The sequence below is a fragment of the Kitasatospora sp. NPDC059648 genome, from assembly GCF_042734825.1.
GTDB lineage: Bacteria > Actinomycetota > Actinomycetes > Streptomycetales > Streptomycetaceae > Kitasatospora.
Genome location: NZ_JBHWDU010000005.1, coordinates 94,134 through 110,623 on the forward strand (window position 1 = coordinate 94,134; position 16,490 = coordinate 110,623).

15 protein-coding genes are annotated in these 16,490 nt (G+C 73.2%); 10 read left to right on the forward strand and 5 right to left on the reverse strand.

Going from position 1 to position 16,490, the window contains the following annotated elements; genetic code table 11:
• Window positions 1-385: 385 nt before the first annotated feature.
• The 3 genes from ACFV1W_RS05355 to ACFV1W_RS05365 all read left to right on the forward strand — a co-directional run bounded on the left by ACFV1W_RS05355 (window position 386) and on the right by ACFV1W_RS05365 (window position 3,126).
• Window positions 386-1,399 carry an aldo/keto reductase gene (locus ACFV1W_RS05355; RefSeq protein WP_380413451.1) on the forward strand — a complete coding sequence of 338 codons (1,014 nt, stop codon included), beginning with the start codon at window positions 386-388 and terminating at the stop codon, window positions 1,397-1,399.
• Between the two features lie 71 nt (window positions 1,400-1,470).
• On the forward strand, window positions 1,471-2,058 hold the full coding sequence (locus tag ACFV1W_RS05360) for a TetR family transcriptional regulator (RefSeq protein ID WP_380413308.1): 588 nt from the start codon (window positions 1,471-1,473) through the stop codon (window positions 2,056-2,058).
• Window positions 2,059-2,220: 162 nt separating this feature from the next.
• Window positions 2,221-3,126, forward strand: a complete 906-nt coding sequence (locus ACFV1W_RS05365) for an ADP-ribosylglycohydrolase family protein (protein WP_380413310.1) — start codon at window positions 2,221-2,223, stop codon at window positions 3,124-3,126.
• Between the two features lie 130 nt (window positions 3,127-3,256).
• Here the strand turns inward: ACFV1W_RS05365 and ACFV1W_RS05370 are convergent, their stop codons facing one another.
• The 5 genes from ACFV1W_RS05370 to ACFV1W_RS05390 all read right to left on the reverse strand — a co-directional run bounded on the left by ACFV1W_RS05370 (window position 3,257) and on the right by ACFV1W_RS05390 (window position 8,755).
• Window positions 3,257-3,523, reverse strand: a complete 267-nt coding sequence (locus ACFV1W_RS05370; protein ID WP_380413311.1) for a GlsB/YeaQ/YmgE family stress response membrane protein — start codon at window positions 3,521-3,523, stop codon at window positions 3,257-3,259.
• 249 nt (window positions 3,524-3,772) lie between these two features.
• Complete coding sequence (locus tag ACFV1W_RS05375) at window positions 3,773-5,320, reverse strand: NCS1 family nucleobase:cation symporter-1 (protein ID WP_380413313.1); 1,548 nt, start codon at window positions 5,318-5,320, stop codon at window positions 3,773-3,775.
• Between the two features lie 26 nt (window positions 5,321-5,346).
• Window positions 5,347-6,360, reverse strand: a complete 1,014-nt coding sequence (locus ACFV1W_RS05380; protein ID WP_380413314.1) for a TIGR03842 family LLM class F420-dependent oxidoreductase — start codon at window positions 6,358-6,360, stop codon at window positions 5,347-5,349.
• A gap of 109 nt (window positions 6,361-6,469) precedes the next feature.
• Window positions 6,470-7,900 (reverse strand): dihydropyrimidinase, encoded by a 1,431-nt coding sequence (gene hydA, locus ACFV1W_RS05385; RefSeq protein WP_380413315.1) that lies wholly within the window; start codon window positions 7,898-7,900, stop codon window positions 6,470-6,472.
• 12 nt (window positions 7,901-7,912) lie between these two features.
• Entirely contained in the window at window positions 7,913-8,755 is an 843-nt protein-coding gene (locus ACFV1W_RS05390; protein ID WP_380413317.1) for a nitrilase-related carbon-nitrogen hydrolase, read from the reverse strand.
• Between the two features lie 460 nt (window positions 8,756-9,215).
• On the opposite strand from ACFV1W_RS05390, the gene ACFV1W_RS05395 reads away from it, so the two are divergent.
• The 7 genes from ACFV1W_RS05395 (at window position 9,216) to ACFV1W_RS05425 (ending at window position 16,464) form a co-directional block, all read left to right on the forward strand.
• On the forward strand, window positions 9,216-12,332 hold the full coding sequence (locus ACFV1W_RS05395) for a hypothetical protein (RefSeq protein WP_380413318.1): 3,117 nt from the start codon (window positions 9,216-9,218) through the stop codon (window positions 12,330-12,332).
• 146 nt (window positions 12,333-12,478) lie between these two features.
• On the forward strand, window positions 12,479-12,556 hold the full coding sequence (locus tag ACFV1W_RS05400; protein WP_106981192.1) for a putative leader peptide: 78 nt from the start codon (window positions 12,479-12,481) through the stop codon (window positions 12,554-12,556).
• A gap of 186 nt (window positions 12,557-12,742) precedes the next feature.
• A complete protein-coding gene (locus ACFV1W_RS05405; RefSeq protein WP_380413320.1) occupies window positions 12,743-13,288 on the forward strand; it encodes a cysteine dioxygenase in 546 nt (181 codons plus the stop codon).
• A complete protein-coding gene (locus tag ACFV1W_RS05410) occupies window positions 13,282-13,662 on the forward strand; it encodes a rhodanese-like domain-containing protein (RefSeq protein WP_380413321.1) in 381 nt (126 codons plus the stop codon). Before ACFV1W_RS05405 ends, ACFV1W_RS05410 begins: the two co-directional genes overlap by 7 nt.
• Before the next feature lie 267 nt (window positions 13,663-13,929).
• Window positions 13,930-15,132 carry an ABC transporter ATP-binding protein gene (locus ACFV1W_RS05415; RefSeq protein WP_380413322.1) on the forward strand — a complete coding sequence of 401 codons (1,203 nt, stop codon included), beginning with the start codon at window positions 13,930-13,932 and terminating at the stop codon, window positions 15,130-15,132.
• The gene (locus ACFV1W_RS05420) at window positions 15,122-15,790 is read left to right on the forward strand and encodes an ABC transporter permease (RefSeq protein ID WP_380413323.1); all 669 of its coding nucleotides are present in this window, start codon (window positions 15,122-15,124) and stop codon (window positions 15,788-15,790) included. The genes ACFV1W_RS05415 and ACFV1W_RS05420 overlap by 11 nt, the downstream gene beginning before the upstream one ends.
• Window positions 15,787-16,464 (forward strand): ABC transporter permease, encoded by a 678-nt coding sequence (locus tag ACFV1W_RS05425; protein ID WP_380413325.1) that lies wholly within the window; start codon window positions 15,787-15,789, stop codon window positions 16,462-16,464. Before ACFV1W_RS05420 ends, ACFV1W_RS05425 begins: the two co-directional genes overlap by 4 nt.
• Window positions 16,465-16,490 lie beyond the last annotated feature (26 nt).

A 16,490-nucleotide genomic window follows, 5' to 3' on the forward strand; every position in this document is an offset into this window, starting at 1 on the left:
TCGGGGCGCCCGCCACCGGGCGGTGGTGCGGCTGCTGCGCCGCTTCGAGGCCGCGTACGGGCTGGGCGAAAGCACGGTGTGGCGCAACCTCCCGCCCGCCCGGGCGTACCTGCTGCGCTCGCCGGGGCCGTACACCTGGCGGAAGCCCTCCGACGGGGCGGCACCCCCTGGCCGCGGTGCCCCGACTGCGGCAACCCCGGCCGCAGCAACTCCGGCAGCGGCGGCACGGCACCCCGGCAGGGAAGCCGTTCACCGAGAGCTCCGGTGCGAACAAATGACAAAAGACAGCGAACAGATTTTGAAATCTGTTCGGCGCCGTGTCATAGTGAGACCCGGGTCACACTGCCCTCCGCCACCCGGCGCCGCACTCGCCCCTGGAGTTCCCATGGCCTCGACCCCCCGCCCCGCCCAGCGCCGTCTCGGCGCCTCCGGACCGGTCACCTCCGCCCTCGGCCTCGGCTGCATGGGCATGTCCGATCTCTACGGCCCCGCCGACGAGACCGAGAGCATCGCCACCGTCCACGCCGCCCTAGACGCCGGGGTCACCCTCCTCGACACCGGCGACTTCTACGGCATGGGCCACAACGAGCTGCTGATCCACGAGGCCCTGCGCGGTCGCGACCGCGAGAGCGTGCAGATCAGCGTGAAGTTCGGCGCCCAGCGCGGCCCGGACGGCCAGTGGCTCGGCTACGACGCCCGCCCGGCCGCAACCAAGACCGCGCTCGCCTACACCCTGCGCCGCCTGGGCACCGACCACGTCGACGTCTACCGCCCGGCCCGGCTCGACCCGGACGTCCCGATCGAGGAGACCGTCGGCGCCATCGCGGACCTGGTCAAAGCCGGCTACGTCCGCCACATCGGCCTGTCCGAGGTCGGCGCCGACACCCTGCGCCGCGCCGCCGCCGTCCACCCGATCAGCGACCTGCAGATCGAGTACTCCCTGCTCACCCGCTCGATCGAGGCCGCCATCCTGCCCACCGCCCGCGAACTGGGCATCGGCATCACCGCGTACGGCGTGCTCTCGCGCGGCCTGCTCAGCGGCCACTGGAAGCCGGACCGCTCGCTCGCCGGCACCGACTTCCGCGGCGACAGCCCGCGCTTCCAGGGCGACAACCTGGCCCACAACCTCGCCCTGGTCGAGGCGCTGCGCGCGGTCGCCGACGCGAAGGGGGTCAGCGTGGCCCAGGTGGCCATCGCCTGGGTCTCGTCCCGCGGCGAGGACGTCGTCCCGCTGGTCGGCGCCCGCCGCCGGGACAGGCTGGCCGAGGCCCTCGGCTCGCTTGACGTCGCCCTGACCGCCGCCGACCTCACCGCCATCGAGGCCGCCGTCCCCGCCGGCGCCGCCGCCGGTGACCGGTACGCTGCCGCGCAGATGGCGCGCCTGGACAGCGAACACTGACCCGGCCACGCCGGCCGAGCCCCAGGCCGACCGGCGGCACCCCGACCGCACGACCCTTAAGGACGGCCCCCGTGACCACGGACACCGCACTCACCGCCGAGCAGATCCTGATCGCGGCGGAGGATGTCCTCCGGCGGTTCGGCCCGGCCAAGGCCACCGTCGTGGACGTCGCCCGGGAACTCGGCGTCAGCCACAGCAGCGTCTACCGCCACTTCCCCAGCAAGGCGGCCCTGCGCGAGGCGGTCACCCAGCGCTGGCTCGACCAGGCGCACGTCGAGCTGAAGGCCGTCATGAACGACGGCGGCGGCGCCGCCGACCGCCTCGGACGCTGGCTGACCACGCTGTTCGCGGCCAAGCGGAAGAAGGCCCTGGACGACCCGGAGCTGTTCGCCACCTACATGGTGCTCGTCGAGGAGAACAGCAGCACCGTCGAGGCGCACATCGACACGCTGGTCAGGCAGATCGCCGAGATCTTCCAGGACGGCGTGGACGCCGGGGAGTTCAAGCTCGCCCACATCCTCAACACCGCCCGCGCGGTCTTCGACGCCACCGCCCCCTTCCACGATCCCGCCTACGCGTCCACCTGGTCCGAGCCCACCGCGGACGAGCGCTTCAAGGCCGTCTGGAAGCTCGTCCTCGGCGGGCTGAAGGCCAAGTAGCCGCCCGACCCCTCGAATCGACCCGCCGACTCGAATCGTCCGCCGTCGAATCGTCCGTCGTCGAATCGTCGAGGCGCCGGCCGCCGGAGCGAAATCCGGTCGCCGGCACCTCGACGCCTCCGGCAGACTGCGGCCCACAGTTGATCTCACCTGGAGGATGACATGCGTGCGGCCGGCCCGGTCCTGGACAGCCTGCGGGGGCTCACGCTCGGCGACGCCTTCGGCGACCGGTGGTTCTCCGTCCCGGTCGACGAGGCCCCCGCCCAGCTGGCCGCCCGCCTGGCCCGCCCGGCGCCCTGGCACTGGACGGACGACACCGCGATGGCCCTCGTCCTGGTCCGCCACCTCGCGGTCCACGGCGAGGTCCGGCAGGACGCGCTGGCCGGGGAGTTCGCGGCCGAGTACGCCCGCGAGTACCAGCGCAAGTACGGTCCGTCGATGCACCGGGTGCTGCGCGGGATCGGCGCAGGCGGGGACTGGCGCGCCGTCACCTCGGGCCAGTTCGAGGGCCAGGGCTCGTACGGGAACGGCGCCGCGATGCGGGTCGCCCCGCTGGGTGCCTGGTTCGCCGAGGACCTGGACGAGGTCGCCCGGCAGGCCGAACTCCAGGCGCTCACCACCCACTTCCACCCGGAGGCGGCGGCCGGGGCGGTCGCGGTCGCGCTCGCTGCGGCGCTCGCCGTCCGGAGCCGGGGCGGGCGTCCGCCCGGCCGGGCCGAACTGCTTGCCGAGGTCGCCGGGCGACTGCCGGACAGCGACGTCCGCTCCGGTCTGCGGACCGCCGCCCGGCTGCCGGAGCACACCAGCACCCGGCACGCCGCCACCGTGCTCGGCTCGGGCCTGCTGATCTCCGCCCCGGACACCGTCCCGTTCGCGCTCTGGTCCGCCGCCGGGCGGCTGGACTCGCTGCCCGGGGCCATCTGGCACACCCTGGAGGGCTGGGGCGACATGGACACCACCTGCGCCATCGCCGCCGGCGTGGTGGCCGCCCGAACCGGGCTCGCCGACGTCCCGGCCCCCTGGCACACCGCCTGCGAGGACCTCCCCGGCTGGGTCGCCGAGCTGTAGACGCCGAGCCGTGGGCGCCGAGGCGCGCACGACCTTCCCCGACGCGCTGGACCGGAGCACGCCGACGGGCCGGTCCCCGGAACTCCGCCCCCGGAGGCACCGGCCCGTCGATCCGTGCCCGACGCGCCGGTCAGCGGCGCGAGTTGCCGAACAGCAGCCGGTAGACGATCAGCAGCACCAGCGCGCCGCCGATCGCGGACAACCAGGTCGGCCCGTCGAAGAAGCGGGCCGTGATCGACCGGTGCATGAAGTGCGACGCGATCCAGCCCCCGACGAAGGAACCGGCGATCCCGATCAGGGTCGTCACGATCAGGCCGCCCGGGTCCCGCCCCGGCAGCAACAGCTTGGCCAGGGCTCCGGCCACCAGGCCCAGCACGATCCACGCGATGATGCTCATCCGACCCATCCCTCCCGTCCGTGGCGCGACGGCCCCGTCCCGCGCGCCCTGCCCCGAAGGACGCCGTCCCCACCGGCCCGGTTCCGACCGGCCGGGGCGAGCGGCGCGATCCGGCCAAAGCCCTGGCGGCCGGGGAGGCGGCGGCTCACGGATGACAGCTGACGGATGACAGATTTCATCATCTGTCATCCGTCAGCTGACATCTGTTGGCCGTTGTCTGTTGACCGTTGCCTGTTGGCCGTCATCCGGTCAGCCGGTCGCCCGTCCCGCCCTGCGACCGGGGCTCAGGAGGAGGTACAGCACCGAGGCGGAGGCGAAGCCGACTGCCCAGCCGTAGTCGGCGAGGGGCTTGAGGAAGGGAATCACGCCGTCGACCGGGAAGGGCCCCTGCTTCGCACCGTGGTCGTCGAGGGCGGAGTACGAGCCGCCGACCGCCAGCAGGCCGCCGACCAGCAGGGCGGTGACCGCCCGCCAGTTCCAGCCGGCCGCATACCAGTAGGCACCGAACGGCCGGTAGAGGTCGGCGAGTTGGAGGCGGGTGCGGCGCAGCACCCAGTAGTCGGCGATCAGCACCCCGGCGACCGTTCCGAGCAGGCCGCCGACCACGCCCAGCCAGACGTAGATGTAGACGTGCGGGTCGGCGGTCAGCTTCCACGGGAAGATCGCGATCCCGACCACGCCGGTGATCAGCGCCCCGGTGCGGAAGTTGATGAGCCGGGGCAGCAGGTTGGTCAGGTCGTAGGCCGGCGAGACGACGTTGGCGGCGATGTTCACCGACAGCGTCGCGACCAGGACGGTCAGCAGCGCGAACAGGACGGCCACCGGGCTCTCCATCTTCGCGGCGAGCTCGATCGGGTCCCACACCGGCTCGCCGTACACCGCCTCCGACCCGGAGGTGACCAGCACGGACAGCAGCGCGAAGAGCGTCATCGTCGTCGGCAGGCCGAGCGCCTGGCCGCGGACCTGGGCGCGCTGGCTGCCGCCGAAGCGGGTGAAGTCGGGGATGTTGAGCGACAGCGTGGACCAGAACCCGATCATTCCCATCAGCGACGGGAAGAAGACCTTCCAGAACCCGCCGCTCCAGCCCAGCTTGGACGGCTGGTCGAGCAGCGGCCCCAGTCCGCCCGCCTTGACCGCGATCCACACCAGCAGGGCGAGCGCGCCGACGATGACGAACGGCGCCGCCCAGTTCTCGAAGCGCCGCAGCGCCTCCATCCCCCGGGCGATGATGACCATCTCGACCAGCCAGAACAGCAGGAAGGAGGCCCACTGCGTCCACGGGTATCCGCCGAACTCCGTCGCCGTGCGCCATGAGTCGCCGAACAGCTTGCCCGCCAGCAGGAAGACCCCCTCGCCCCCGATCCAGGTCTGGATGCCGAACCAGGCGCAGGCCACCGCCGCCCGGACGAGCGCGGGCAGGTTGGCGCCGCGCAGTCCGAACGATGCCCGGGCGAACACCGGGAACGGGATGCCGTACTTGGTGCCCGCGTGCCCGGTGAGCAGCATCGGCGCGAGCACGATCAGGTTGGCGAGTGCGATGGTCAGCACCGCCTGCTTCCAGTCCATGCCGATCGCGACCAGGCCCGAAGCGAGCGTCCAGGACGGGATGTTGTGGGCCATACCGACCCACAGCGCGAGGAAGTTGTACGTGGTCCAGGTGCGCTGCCGCACCGGGACCGGCCGGAGGTCGTCGCTGGTGAATCCGTTGGGCGGCAACACCCCCTCGGCCGGGTCGAGTTCGACCCGGCCGTCGGAGTGCTGCCGATGTCTTCCGCCGCCGGTCGCGGTGTCGGCCATGGGCAACTCCCGTCTGCCGAAGGGGATCAGAGGTGGGGGATGACGTCCGTTCCGTACGCGTCGGTGGTCGCCTCGACCGCGTCGTGCATGGCGTAGACGGCGAACTGGTCGACGCCGAGCGAACGGAGTTCGGCGAGCCGGGCACGCTGGGTCTCCACCGGCCCGATCAGGCAGAAGCGGTCGACGATCTCGTCCGGGACGAAGGCCGTGTCGGGGTTCCCGGCGCGGCCGTGGTGGCTGTAGTCGTAGCCCTGACGGTTCTTGATGTAGTCGGTGAGGGCGTCGGGCACCAGGTCGGAGTGCTCACCGTAGTGGCTGACCAGGTCGGCGACGTGGTTGCCGACCATCCCCCCGAACCAGCGGCACTGCTCGCGGGCGTGGGCGAACGCGGCGGGCGAGTCGTCCGCCGTGACGTACGCGGGCGCGGCCACGCAGATGGCGACCGAGGCCGGGTCCCGGCCCGCCTCGACGGCCGCCTTCCGGACCGCCTTGACCATGTACTCGGTGAGGTAGGGGTCCGCCAACTGCAGGATGAATCCGTCCGCCTGGCGACCGGTCAGGGCCAGAGCCTTCGGTCCGTAGGCACCCATCCAGATCGGCAGCGAGGCGCCGGGGCCGACCCACGGCAGGTGCATCTCGGTGCCGTCCACCTCGACGGTGCGCCCTTCGGCCAACTCCTTGACCGCGTGCATGGCCTGGGAGAGCCGGTCGAGGGTGGCGGGGCGCCGCCCGGCGACCCGCATGGCGGAGTCGCCGCGGCCGATGCCGCAGATCGTCCGGTTGCCGTACATGTCGTTGAGCGTGGCGAACAGGGAGGCGGTGACCTCCCAGGTGCGGGTGGAGGGATTGGTGACCATCGGGCCGACGGTCAGGCGCTCGGTCTCGGCGAGGATGCGGCTGTAGATGACGAAGGGCTCCTGCCACAGCACGCAGGAGTCGAAGGTCCAGCCGTGGCTGAACCCGGCCTGTTCGGCGCGGACCATCCGGTCGATGAGCAGGCGCGCGGGCGGGTCGGTCTGCAGGACGAGGCCGATGTCCATGGGGGCTCCGGGGGAAGGGGTGTGAGGGCTGGCCCGGGGCCGGCGCGCACGGCGCGCGGCACGGCCCCGGGTACGTGTACGAGGACGGGAGGGAGACCCGGGGAAGGGGTCAGGTCAGGTACTGGCAGGTGTCGCGGCGCAGGAAGGTGCCGTGCCCGGCACGGCCGAGCCAGCGGCCGTCGTCCAGCACCACGGTGCCGCGCGAGAGCACCGTCCGTGCCCGGCCGGTGAGTCGGCGGCCCTCGTAGGCCGAGTAGTCCACGTTCATGTGGTGGGTGGCGGCGGAGACGGTCTGCACGGCGGTCGGGTCGTAGACGACGAGGTCGGCGTCCGCACCCGGCGCGACGGTGCCCTTGCGCGGGTGCAGCCCGAACATCCGGGCCGGGGTGGTGCAGGCGATCTCGATCCAGCGGCGCCGGCTGATGCGCCCGTCCACCACGGCCTGGTGCAGCAGGTCCATCCGGTTCTCCACGCCCGGGAGGCCGTTGGGGATCTTCGAGAAGTCGCCGCGGCCGAGCTCCTTCTGACCGGCGTAGCAGAACGGGCAGTGGTCGGTGGAGACCACCTGGAGGTCGTTGGTGCGCAGACCACGCCAGAGCGCCTCCTGGTGCTCGCGCGGCCGCAGCGGCGTGCTGCACACGTACTTGGCGCCCTCGAATCCGTCCGCGCCCTGCTCGGCGAGGTTGTCGGTGGAGAGGAAGAGGTACTGCGGGCAGGTCTCGCCGAAGACGTTGAGCCCGGTGTCCCGGGCCCGGGCGAGTTCGTCGAGCGCGGAGGCGGCGGACACGTGCACGACGTAGAGCGGGCTGCCGGCCACCTGGGCGAGCTTGATCGCCCGGTGGGTGGCCTCGGCCTCCAGCAGTTCGCGCCGGACCTCGCCGTGGAAGCGCGGGGCGGTGCGCCCGGCGGCGAGGGCCTGTTCGACCAGGACGTCGATGGCGATGCCGTTCTCGGCGTGCATCATGATCAGCCCGCCGTTGGCCGCCCCGCGCTGCATGGCCCGCAGGATGCGGCCGTCGTCGCTGTAGAAGACGCCGGGGTAGGCCATGAAGAGCTTGAAGGAGGTGGACTCGCCGGAGTCGACCAGCGCGTCCATCTCCTTGAGGACGGCGTCGTTGACGTCCGAGACGATGGTGTGGAAGGCGTAGTCGATCGCGCAGTTCCCCTCGGCCTTGGCGTGCCAGGTGTCCAGGCCCTCGCGCAGCGCACCGCCGACCGGCTGGACGGCGAAGTCGACGATGGTGGTCGTGCCGCCCCAGGCGGCGGCGCGGGTGCCGGTCTCGAAGGTGTCGGAGGCCGCCGTGCCGCCGAACGGCAGTTCCATGTGGGTGTGGGCGTCGACGCCGCCCGGGATGACGTAGTGGCCGGTGGCGTCGATGACGGTGTCGGCGGTCCAGGCCTCGGCGGCGGCGCTGCCGGTGGCGGCCAGGGCGGCGACGCGCTCGCCCTCGATCAGGACGTCGGCGTGGAGTTCGTCGGTGGCGGTGATGACGAGGCCGCCGCGGACGACGGTGCGCTGCTGCGGGTCGCGGGTGGTCATCAGCGGTGCTCCTCAGGCCTCGGCAAGCGGTCCGTAGGCGTCGGGCCGGCGGTCGCGGTAGAACGCCCACTGCTGGCGGACCTGTTCGATCAGCCCGAGGTCGAGGTCGCGGACGACGAGTTCCTCCTCCTTGTCGGAGGCGACGTCGCCGACGAACTGGCCGCGTGGGTCGACGAAGTAGGAGGTGCCGTAGAAGTCGTTGTCGCCGTACTCCTCGGTGCCCACCCGGTTGATGGCGGCGACGAAGTACTCGTTGGCGACGGCGGCGGCCGGCTGTTCGAGCTGCCACAGGTAGGCGGACAGGCCACGGCTGGTGGCGGAGGGGTTGTAGACGATCTGCGCGCCGGCCAGCCCCAGGGCGCGCCAGCCCTCGGGGAAGTGCCGGTCGTAACAGATGTAGACGCCGACCTTGCCGACGGCGGTGTCGAAGACGGGCCAGCCGAGGTTGCCGGGCTTGAAGTAGTACTTCTCCCAGAAGCCCTTGACCTGCGGGATGTGGTGCTTTCGGTACTTGCCGAGGTAGCTGCCGTCCGCGTCGACCACCGCGGCGGTGTTGTAGTACACCCCGGTCTGCTCCTCCTCGTAGACCGGCACGACGATCACCAGGCCGAGTTCGCGGGCGAGGTCCTGCATCCGGCGCACGGTCGGGCCGTCCGGGACGGCCTCGGCCCAGCGGTAGTGCTCGGGCTCCTGGACCTGACAGAAGTACGGGGAGTTGAAGACCTCCTGGAAGCCGATGATCCTGGCGCCCTGGGCGGCAGCCTCGCGGGCGTACCGCTCGTGGAGCGCGATCATGCTCTCCTGGTCGCCGGTCCAGCGGGTCTGGACGAGCGCGGCACGGACGATCTGCGACATGGGTACCTCCGCAACTCCGCGTCCCGGCCGTGCGGTCGGGCCCGCGGTCTGAGGGTTGACGGGGCGGTCTCGTCCTGCGGGTCCGCTCGGGGAACCGCAGGGGTCTACGTGATGGGTCTACGTGCGTAGAAAGCGATCTGTAGACGGTAGGCCGGGCCTCGGTGGCCTGACAATACGTCGGCGGTAACGCGTCTGGGGCGATCTTGTTACGCGGACACGCGATCAGTCCCGAGTGGGATGAAACGCTCATCTACCCCGGAAGTGACCTCCTTACTCATTCGAGTGAAGGGGGGCACCAGGGGTGCGGAATCCGCCACGGCGGGGTAAGACGCGCGTGGGCGCTTCGACGGTCCGTCATCTGACGTCGGCGCAGCGCCACTTCGGGTATCAGGAGATCGTTCGGGGATCAGGCGCAGGGGTCGACGGTCGGCAGGAAGGCCGAACGCGGGGGGGGGTACGAATGGCAGCGGTCGAGGGGCACGAGGAGCGTACGGCGGACACCACGGCACCAGCGGCACCGGCGGCACCGGCGTGCGCATCGGCGCCGAACGGAACGGCCGGGGCGGCTCGGGCAGCCGGACCGGTCGCGACAGCCGGAGGCGACGGCCCGGCGGGGCGGCCGCCGGCCCTGCCCGCCTGGGCAGGCCTGCTGCTCTCCCTCTCGGCCCTGCTGCCGATCGCCCTCGGCCTCCTGCTGAGCCGGTCGCCAGCGCCGCGGACCGGCCTGACAGCCCTGCAACTGGCCGGTTCGCGGGCGGCCGCCGCGGCGGTCGTCGGCGAGCACTCCTCGGCGTACCGGGCCGCCCTGCGCGCCGAACCCTGGCTGATCAGCGGCTACGGGCTGACGCTGGCGGCCGCCGCACTGCTGGGCGGGTACGTGATCGGGCGGCGGCTCCGGGTCGGCCCGGTGCTCGCGGTCGGGGCCGCGGGCCTGCTCGCCGCGGGCTGCGACCTCGCGGCGAACGTCCTGCTGCGCATCGGGCTCGACCACGGCGGCTCCGACACCCCGTTCGCGGTGGCGGCGGCGCTCGCCACCGTCGCCTGGCTGCTGCTCCTGCCCGCCGGGGTGACCGCCGCGGGCCTGCTGGCGGTGACGGCCGCCCGGGCGGTGCGCGGCCTCCGGCCCCGGGCCGCCAAGCCCGCCGACGACGCCGACCCCCAGCGCCCGGCACTCATCCCGCCGTGGCCGGTGGCTCCGCGGCACGGCCAGCCCCGGCGCGGAGCACCGCAGCAGGACACACCGGCCGACGCCCCCGGCGCCCACACTCACTGGCACGACGCGGGCCGGGTGCCACCCGGCCGCGAGCCCGCCGAGCTGGGCTTCTGCGCCTCCGGCGGCGGCATCCGCTCGGCCTGCGTCACGCTCGGCGCGCTGCAGGCGCTGCGCCCGTGGCTGAAACGCGCGCGCTACCTGGTCTCCGTCTCGGGCGGCGGCTACACCGTGGGGGCGCTGCAGCTCGCGCTCAGCGACTCCGCGCCCGGCAGCCCGGTGCGCGCCGTCTCGGGTCTGACCGCCGACACCGTGATGGAGCCCGGCTCCCCGGAGGAGGACCACCTCCGCCGCCACAGCAAGTACATCGCCGACGGCGCCGGCGAGTGGCTGGTCGCCCTCGGGACGCTGCTGCGCGGTGTGCTGTCGGCGCTCACCCTGCTGCTGGCCGCCGTCCTGGTGCTCGGCCTCGGCCTCAGCCGCTTCTACCACGCCGTCCCGCTCACCGACCTGGGCGCCCTGGCGGCCGCCGGCCTGCGCCACCCGGGCGCCGCACCCGGCGCCCTGACGTTCCGAACGCCCTCGCTGGCCGCACTCGGCACGCTGCTGGCGGCCGCCGCCGGCTGCTGGCTGCTGTGGCTGCTGGCCTTCCCGCCGCTCGGCTGGCACGCGCTGCTGCCGCGTGCACTGCGCCGGCTCAACTACGCCGCGCTCGCGCTCACCGGCCTGCTGACCGTCGGCGTGCTGGCCGTGCCGGGCCTGGCCTGGGGCGCGGTCCGGCTCCAGCAGGCGATGGCTGCCGGCCCGCAGCTGACCGGCGCCGGGCTCAGCCTGACGGTCGTGCTCAGCTACCTCGCCCTGCTGCTCGGCATACTGTGGCGCGACCGCCGGGCGATCGGCCGGGGCGTGAACGTCCTCGGCGGGGCGCTGCGCGGCGCGGGCCGCCTCGGCGGCGGACTGGCCACCGACCTCCCCCAGTACCTCGTGGTGTGGGCGGCCCTCGCCGCGCTGACGGTCGGCGCGCTGCTGGCCCTCGGCTGGGCGGTCGCCACGGGGTACGCCTGGCCGACGATCGTCCAGGTGCTCTTGCCGCTGCTGCTCGGCGCGGTCGGGCTCAACCTCGACCAGACCTGGATGAGCCTGCACCCGTTCTACCGGCTGCGCCTGGCCTCGGCGTTCGCCGTGCGCCGGGTCACCGAGGGCGGCCGCACGCTGGCCCGCCGGTACGACTTCTACCGGGAGCAGACCTGGCTGAGCCACTACGCCGCCCGGCACCCCGGCTTCCCGCAGGTGATCTTTTCGGCGGCGGCCAACCTGTCCGGCAACTCCCGTACGCCACCCGGCCGTCGGGCCGTCTCCTTCTCGCTCTCCCACGACTACGTGGGCGGTCCGGACGTCGGGTACGCACGCACGGACCTGCTGGAGCGGCGCACCCGCCGCCACATCGCCCGCGACCTCACCGTTCAGTCGGCGATGGCCGTCTCCGGCGCGGCCTTCTCCTCCGCGATGGGCCGCCAGTCCCGGGTCTACCAGGGCCTGTTCGCGGTGACCAACGCCCGGCTCGGGACGTGGCTTCCCAACCCGGCCCGGCTCGGACCGGCCTGGTCCGGCACTCCGGACTGGCGCCGCGCCGGGGAGCCCGCCGTCCGCCGGCTCCCGTACCAACTGCGGGAGCTGACCGGCCGGTTCCCGGTGGACGACCGCTTCCTGCTCACCACCGACGGCGGGCACTACGAGAACCTCGGCCTGGTCGAACTGCTGCGGCACCGGGTGCGGACGGCGGTGAGCATCGACGCCAGCGGGGACTCCGGTTACGCGGGCAACCTGGCCTCCGCGATCACCCTGGCCCGGGAGGAGCTTGGCATCGTCATCACCCTGCACCAGCCGGAGCGGCTGATCCCGGGCAGCGCCGCCGCCGACCGGGGCGCGGACGACCCTCCTCTGCGGGGGCTGGCGGCCCAGCTCGCCGACCGGCTCTCGGCGCGGGGTGTGGTCACCGGGGACATCCACTACCCGGCCATCGACGGCGAGCCGGACTCCGAGCGGCGGGGCACCCTGATCGTCCTCCAGGCGGTGCTGACTGCCGACATGCCGTACGAGCTGCACTCCTACGCGGTGGCCAACCGGGCCTTCCCCAACGACGGCACCAGCGACCAGTGGTTCGACCATCAGCAGTTCGACGCCTACCAGACGCTCGGCCGCTACCTGGGCGAGCAGGCCGGGCCGGTGATCGAGCAGGCCCTCGCGGCCACCGCGGACGGCTCCGTCCCGCCCGCCGCCGCGCAACCTCCGGAGGACCTGGCCCCGACGGCGTCCGGCCAGTCGGTGGCGGTCCCACCGGCGCCGCGTTGTCCTACGGAGGGGTGAGTCGCAGCTTCGCGTCGCGGTCGAGCCGGGGAGTCGGAGAGCCGAGAAGTCGGGGAGTCCGGCAGTCGACGCCTGGGGTTAACAGGGTGCAACAGACGGGCGCCCCGGCTTGACTTCGTCCGACCGGCTCGGAAAGGATCCGACGCATGGACACCGGCACCACTCTGGTCTGCCGCCTGCACGTCGATCTGCGACGCCAGGCGAGTTCCATCTGTGCCTGTTGACCTTGGTCCGCTCCGCCGGTCCCGCCCTGTGACCTCAGCCAGGGCCCGTGCCGCGCACCCGCACCCGCAGTTCTGAATCCCGCCCGCCCGGCGGCACCCGTGCGTGCCGTGACCGGTCGCTCCGCTGCCACACCACCGGCCCGGGCGCACCCCTGCCGACGTTCCCGCCGCACCCGAGGACGCCCCATGAGCCCGGACCTCGTCTCCGAGACCCCACCGCACGCCCTTCACGCCCCGAGCCCCCCGAAGGCCCCCCGCACCCCGAGCGCCCCGAACACGCCGCTCAGCCCTGACGCCCTGCGGACCGTCGTCCGCGAGCTGGCCGAACAGCCCGAGCAGTGGATCCACCTGGTCCGGCTCTCCACCGACGAGCGCTGGTACCAACGGCTGGTGGCCGAGGACGACCACGAGGTCTGGCTGATCAGCTGGCTACCCGGCCAGTCGACCGGCTTCCACGACCACGGCGGCTCGCGCGGCGCGTTCACCGTCGCCCTCGGCGAGTTGGAGGAGCTGTCCCTCGGCGGCCCGGACCAGGGTCTGCTGATCCGCCGGGTCCCGGCCGGAACCGCCCGCGCCTTCGGCCCGGAGTACGTGCACGACGTGCGCAACACCGCCTCCGGCCCGGCCGTCACCCTGCACGCCTACTCGCCCCCGCTGAGCTCGATGGCGCACTACGACCTGCGGGCCGGCGGGCTCGTCCGCACCTCGGAGGAAGGACCGGAGCAATGGTGACCACGATCGACGACCTGGTGGAGCGGGCCCGCGAGGGCGTCCACCGCCCGCGCGCCCGGGAGGCGTACCAGTCCCAGCTGGACGGCGCTCTGCTGGTGGACATCCGTCCGGCGGCGCAGCGGGCGGCCGAGGGCGAGATCCCCGGCGCGCTGATCATCGAGCGCAACGTCCTGGAGTGGCGGCTCGACCCGACGGGCAGTCACCGGATCCCCGAAGCCTCGGGCTACGACGTCGAGGTGATCGTGGTCTGCTCCGAGGGCTACGCCTCCAGCCTGGCCGCGGCCTCGCTGCGCGAACTGGGACTGCACCGGGCGACCGACCTGGACGGCGGATTCGTCGGCTGGGCGGCCGCGGGACTGCCGACGCGTCAGTAGCCGCCCCGGCGGCTGGGACGGCGTCATGCCGCGTGCCGGTCCGTAAATCAGGGACAGGAGATGATGCAGGTCATAGTCTGATCAGAGTTTCCGCCGGTCTGAAGCTGGGCAGCCACGCGGGCGGAAGAACGCCCGGGCGGTGCAACCGCCGTCAACCGAACAAACCACGAGCCGAACGAGCTGCAAGAGCCAGACGAACCAGACGAGCCGAACGACCGAAAGACACAGGCGCCGCCTCGCCGGGGCGCCCTGACGAGGAAACACTCCGTGATCAGATTCGAGGGCGCCGGCAAGCGCCACCCCGACGGCACCGTCGCGGTCGAGGGACTGGACCTGGAGGTCCCGACCGGTCGGATAACCGCCCTGGTAGGACCGTCCGGCTGCGGCAAGACCACCCTGCTGCGCATGGTCAACCGGATGGTCGAGCCCACCTCGGGCCGGGTGCTGCTGGACGACACCGACGTCGCGAAGCTGGAGCCCGCCAAGCTGCGTCGCGGCATCGGGTACGTGATCCAGCAGGCCGGGCTCTTCCCGCACCGCAAGGTGATCGACAACATCGCCACCGTCCCGTACCTGCTCGGCTGGGACCGCAAGAAGGCCCGCGCCCGGGCCGCCGAACTGCTCGAACTGGTCGGGCTCGCACCCGAGACCGCCAAGCGCTACCCGTTCCAGCTGTCCGGCGGCCAGCAGCAGCGGGTCGGCGTGGCCCGGGCGCTGGCCGCCGACCCGCCGGTGCTGCTGATGGACGAACCGTTCAGCGCCGTCGACCCGGTGGTGCGGACCGGGCTCCAGGAGGAGCTGCTGCGGCTGCAGTCCGAGCTGCACAAGACGGTGCTGTTCGTCACCCACGACATCGAGGAGGCCGTCCGGCTCGGCGACCAGGTCGTGGTGCTGCGCGAGCACGGCCGGATCGCCCAGCTGGCCGACCCGCACACCCTGCTGACCTCCCCCGCCGACGAGGGCGTGGCCGCCTTCCTCGGCCGCGACCGGGGCCTGCGCGGTCTCGGCCTGCGGCCCGCGGCGGCCGTCGAGCTGCGCCCGGTGGGCGACGGACTCCGCCACGGCGGCTGGGAGTTGGTCCTGGACGACGAACGTCGCCCGATCGGCTGGGTCGACCGCGGCACGGGCAGCACCGAGCTGCAGCCCGCCGCCGGCTTCCGCCCGGACACCGACACCCTGCGTGCCGCTCTGGACGCCGCCGTGCTCTCCCCCGCCGGGATCTCGGTCGCGCTGGACGCCGACGGGCGGGCGATCGGCACGGCGAGCCGCGAGGCCGTCCTCGCCGCGCTCGCGCCGGCCGACGGCGGGCCCGTCACCGTGAGGAAGCCGGGCCCGGCGGACGCGGCGCGAACGGCGGACGCGGTGGGTACGGCGGACGCGGTGGGTACGGCGGACGCGGTGGGTACGGCGGACGCGGTGGGTACGGCGGACGCGGTGGGTACGGCGGACGGAGCCGACAGTGGACGATGAACCGATCGTCCGCTGGTACTGGATCGGCGACCACCTCGGCTACCTCGGCGGCCTGCTCGCCGACCACGCCGTGATCGCCCTGGTCCCGGTGCTCATCGGCCTGTTGCTGGCCGTCCCGCTCGGCCTGGCCTGCGCCCGCTTCCCAGGGCTGTACCAGCCGATCTCCGCCGTCTTCAACATCGTCTACGCGCTCCCCTCCCTGGCCGTATTCGTGGTGCTGATCCCGTACACCGGGCTCGCCACCCAGGCGACGGTGATGATCCCGCTCACCTTCTACGCCCTCGCCGTCCTGCTGCCGACCACCGTGGACGGCCTGCGCGCCGTCCCCGACTCCGTCCGGCAGGCCGCCACCGCGATGGGGTACGGGCCGTGGCACCGGCTGACCGCCGTCGAACTGCCGGCCGCCGTGCCCTACCTGATCGCCGGACTGCGGGTCGCCGCGGTGTCCAGCATCTCGCTGGCCAGCGTCGGCGCGCTGGTCGGGCGCGGCGGGCTCGGCTACCTCTTCGTCGACGGCTTCCAGCGCACCTTCCCGACCCCGATCGTGGCCGGCATCGTGCTGATCGCCGTCCTGGCACTGGTCGTCGACCTGCTGCTGGTGGCCGCCCGCCGGCTGCTCGCGCCCTGGGCCGTCCGGGAGCAGGGGGCGGGTTCGTGAACTGGCTGAACTGGCTGAGCGACTTCTTCTCCGCCCCGGACCGCCGCAGCGGCCCGGACTCGATCCTGAACCGGGTATCCGAACACCTGCTGCTCTCCGGCGAGGCCCTGCTCTACGCGGCCCTGCTCGCCGTCCCGCTCGGGCTGCTGATCGGCTACACCGGGCGCGGCGTCACCGTGGTCACCGCGCTCGCCGGGGCCGCCCGTGCGCTGCCGACCCTCGGCCTGGTGACGCTCGCGGTGCTGCTCGCCGGGGTCGGCGACACCGCCGTGCTGTTCCCACTGGTCGCGCTGGCCGCGCCGCCGCTGCTGGTGGCGGCCGTCGAGGGGGTGCGCGGGACCGACCCGGACGTCCGGGACGCGGCGCGCGGAATCGGACTGACCCACCGCCAGGTGCTCCTCCAGGTCTGCCTGCCGTCCGCCGCACCGACCCTGCTGGCCGGCTTCCGCACCGCGACCGTCCAGGTGATCGCGACCGCCACGGTGGCCGCCTACGTCGGGCTGGGCGGCCTCGGCCGCTACGTCATCGACGGGCTGGCCACCCGGCAGTACGCGGTGACCGTGGGCGGTGCGCTGCTGGTGGTGGTCCTCGCCGTCGGCGCCCAGCTGTTCTTCGCCCTGCTCGCCCGGTTCGCGCTCCCGGCCGGGGTGCGCGCCCAACGCCGGGCCCGCTGAGGCCACTCCTCTCCCATCCGCTCCGG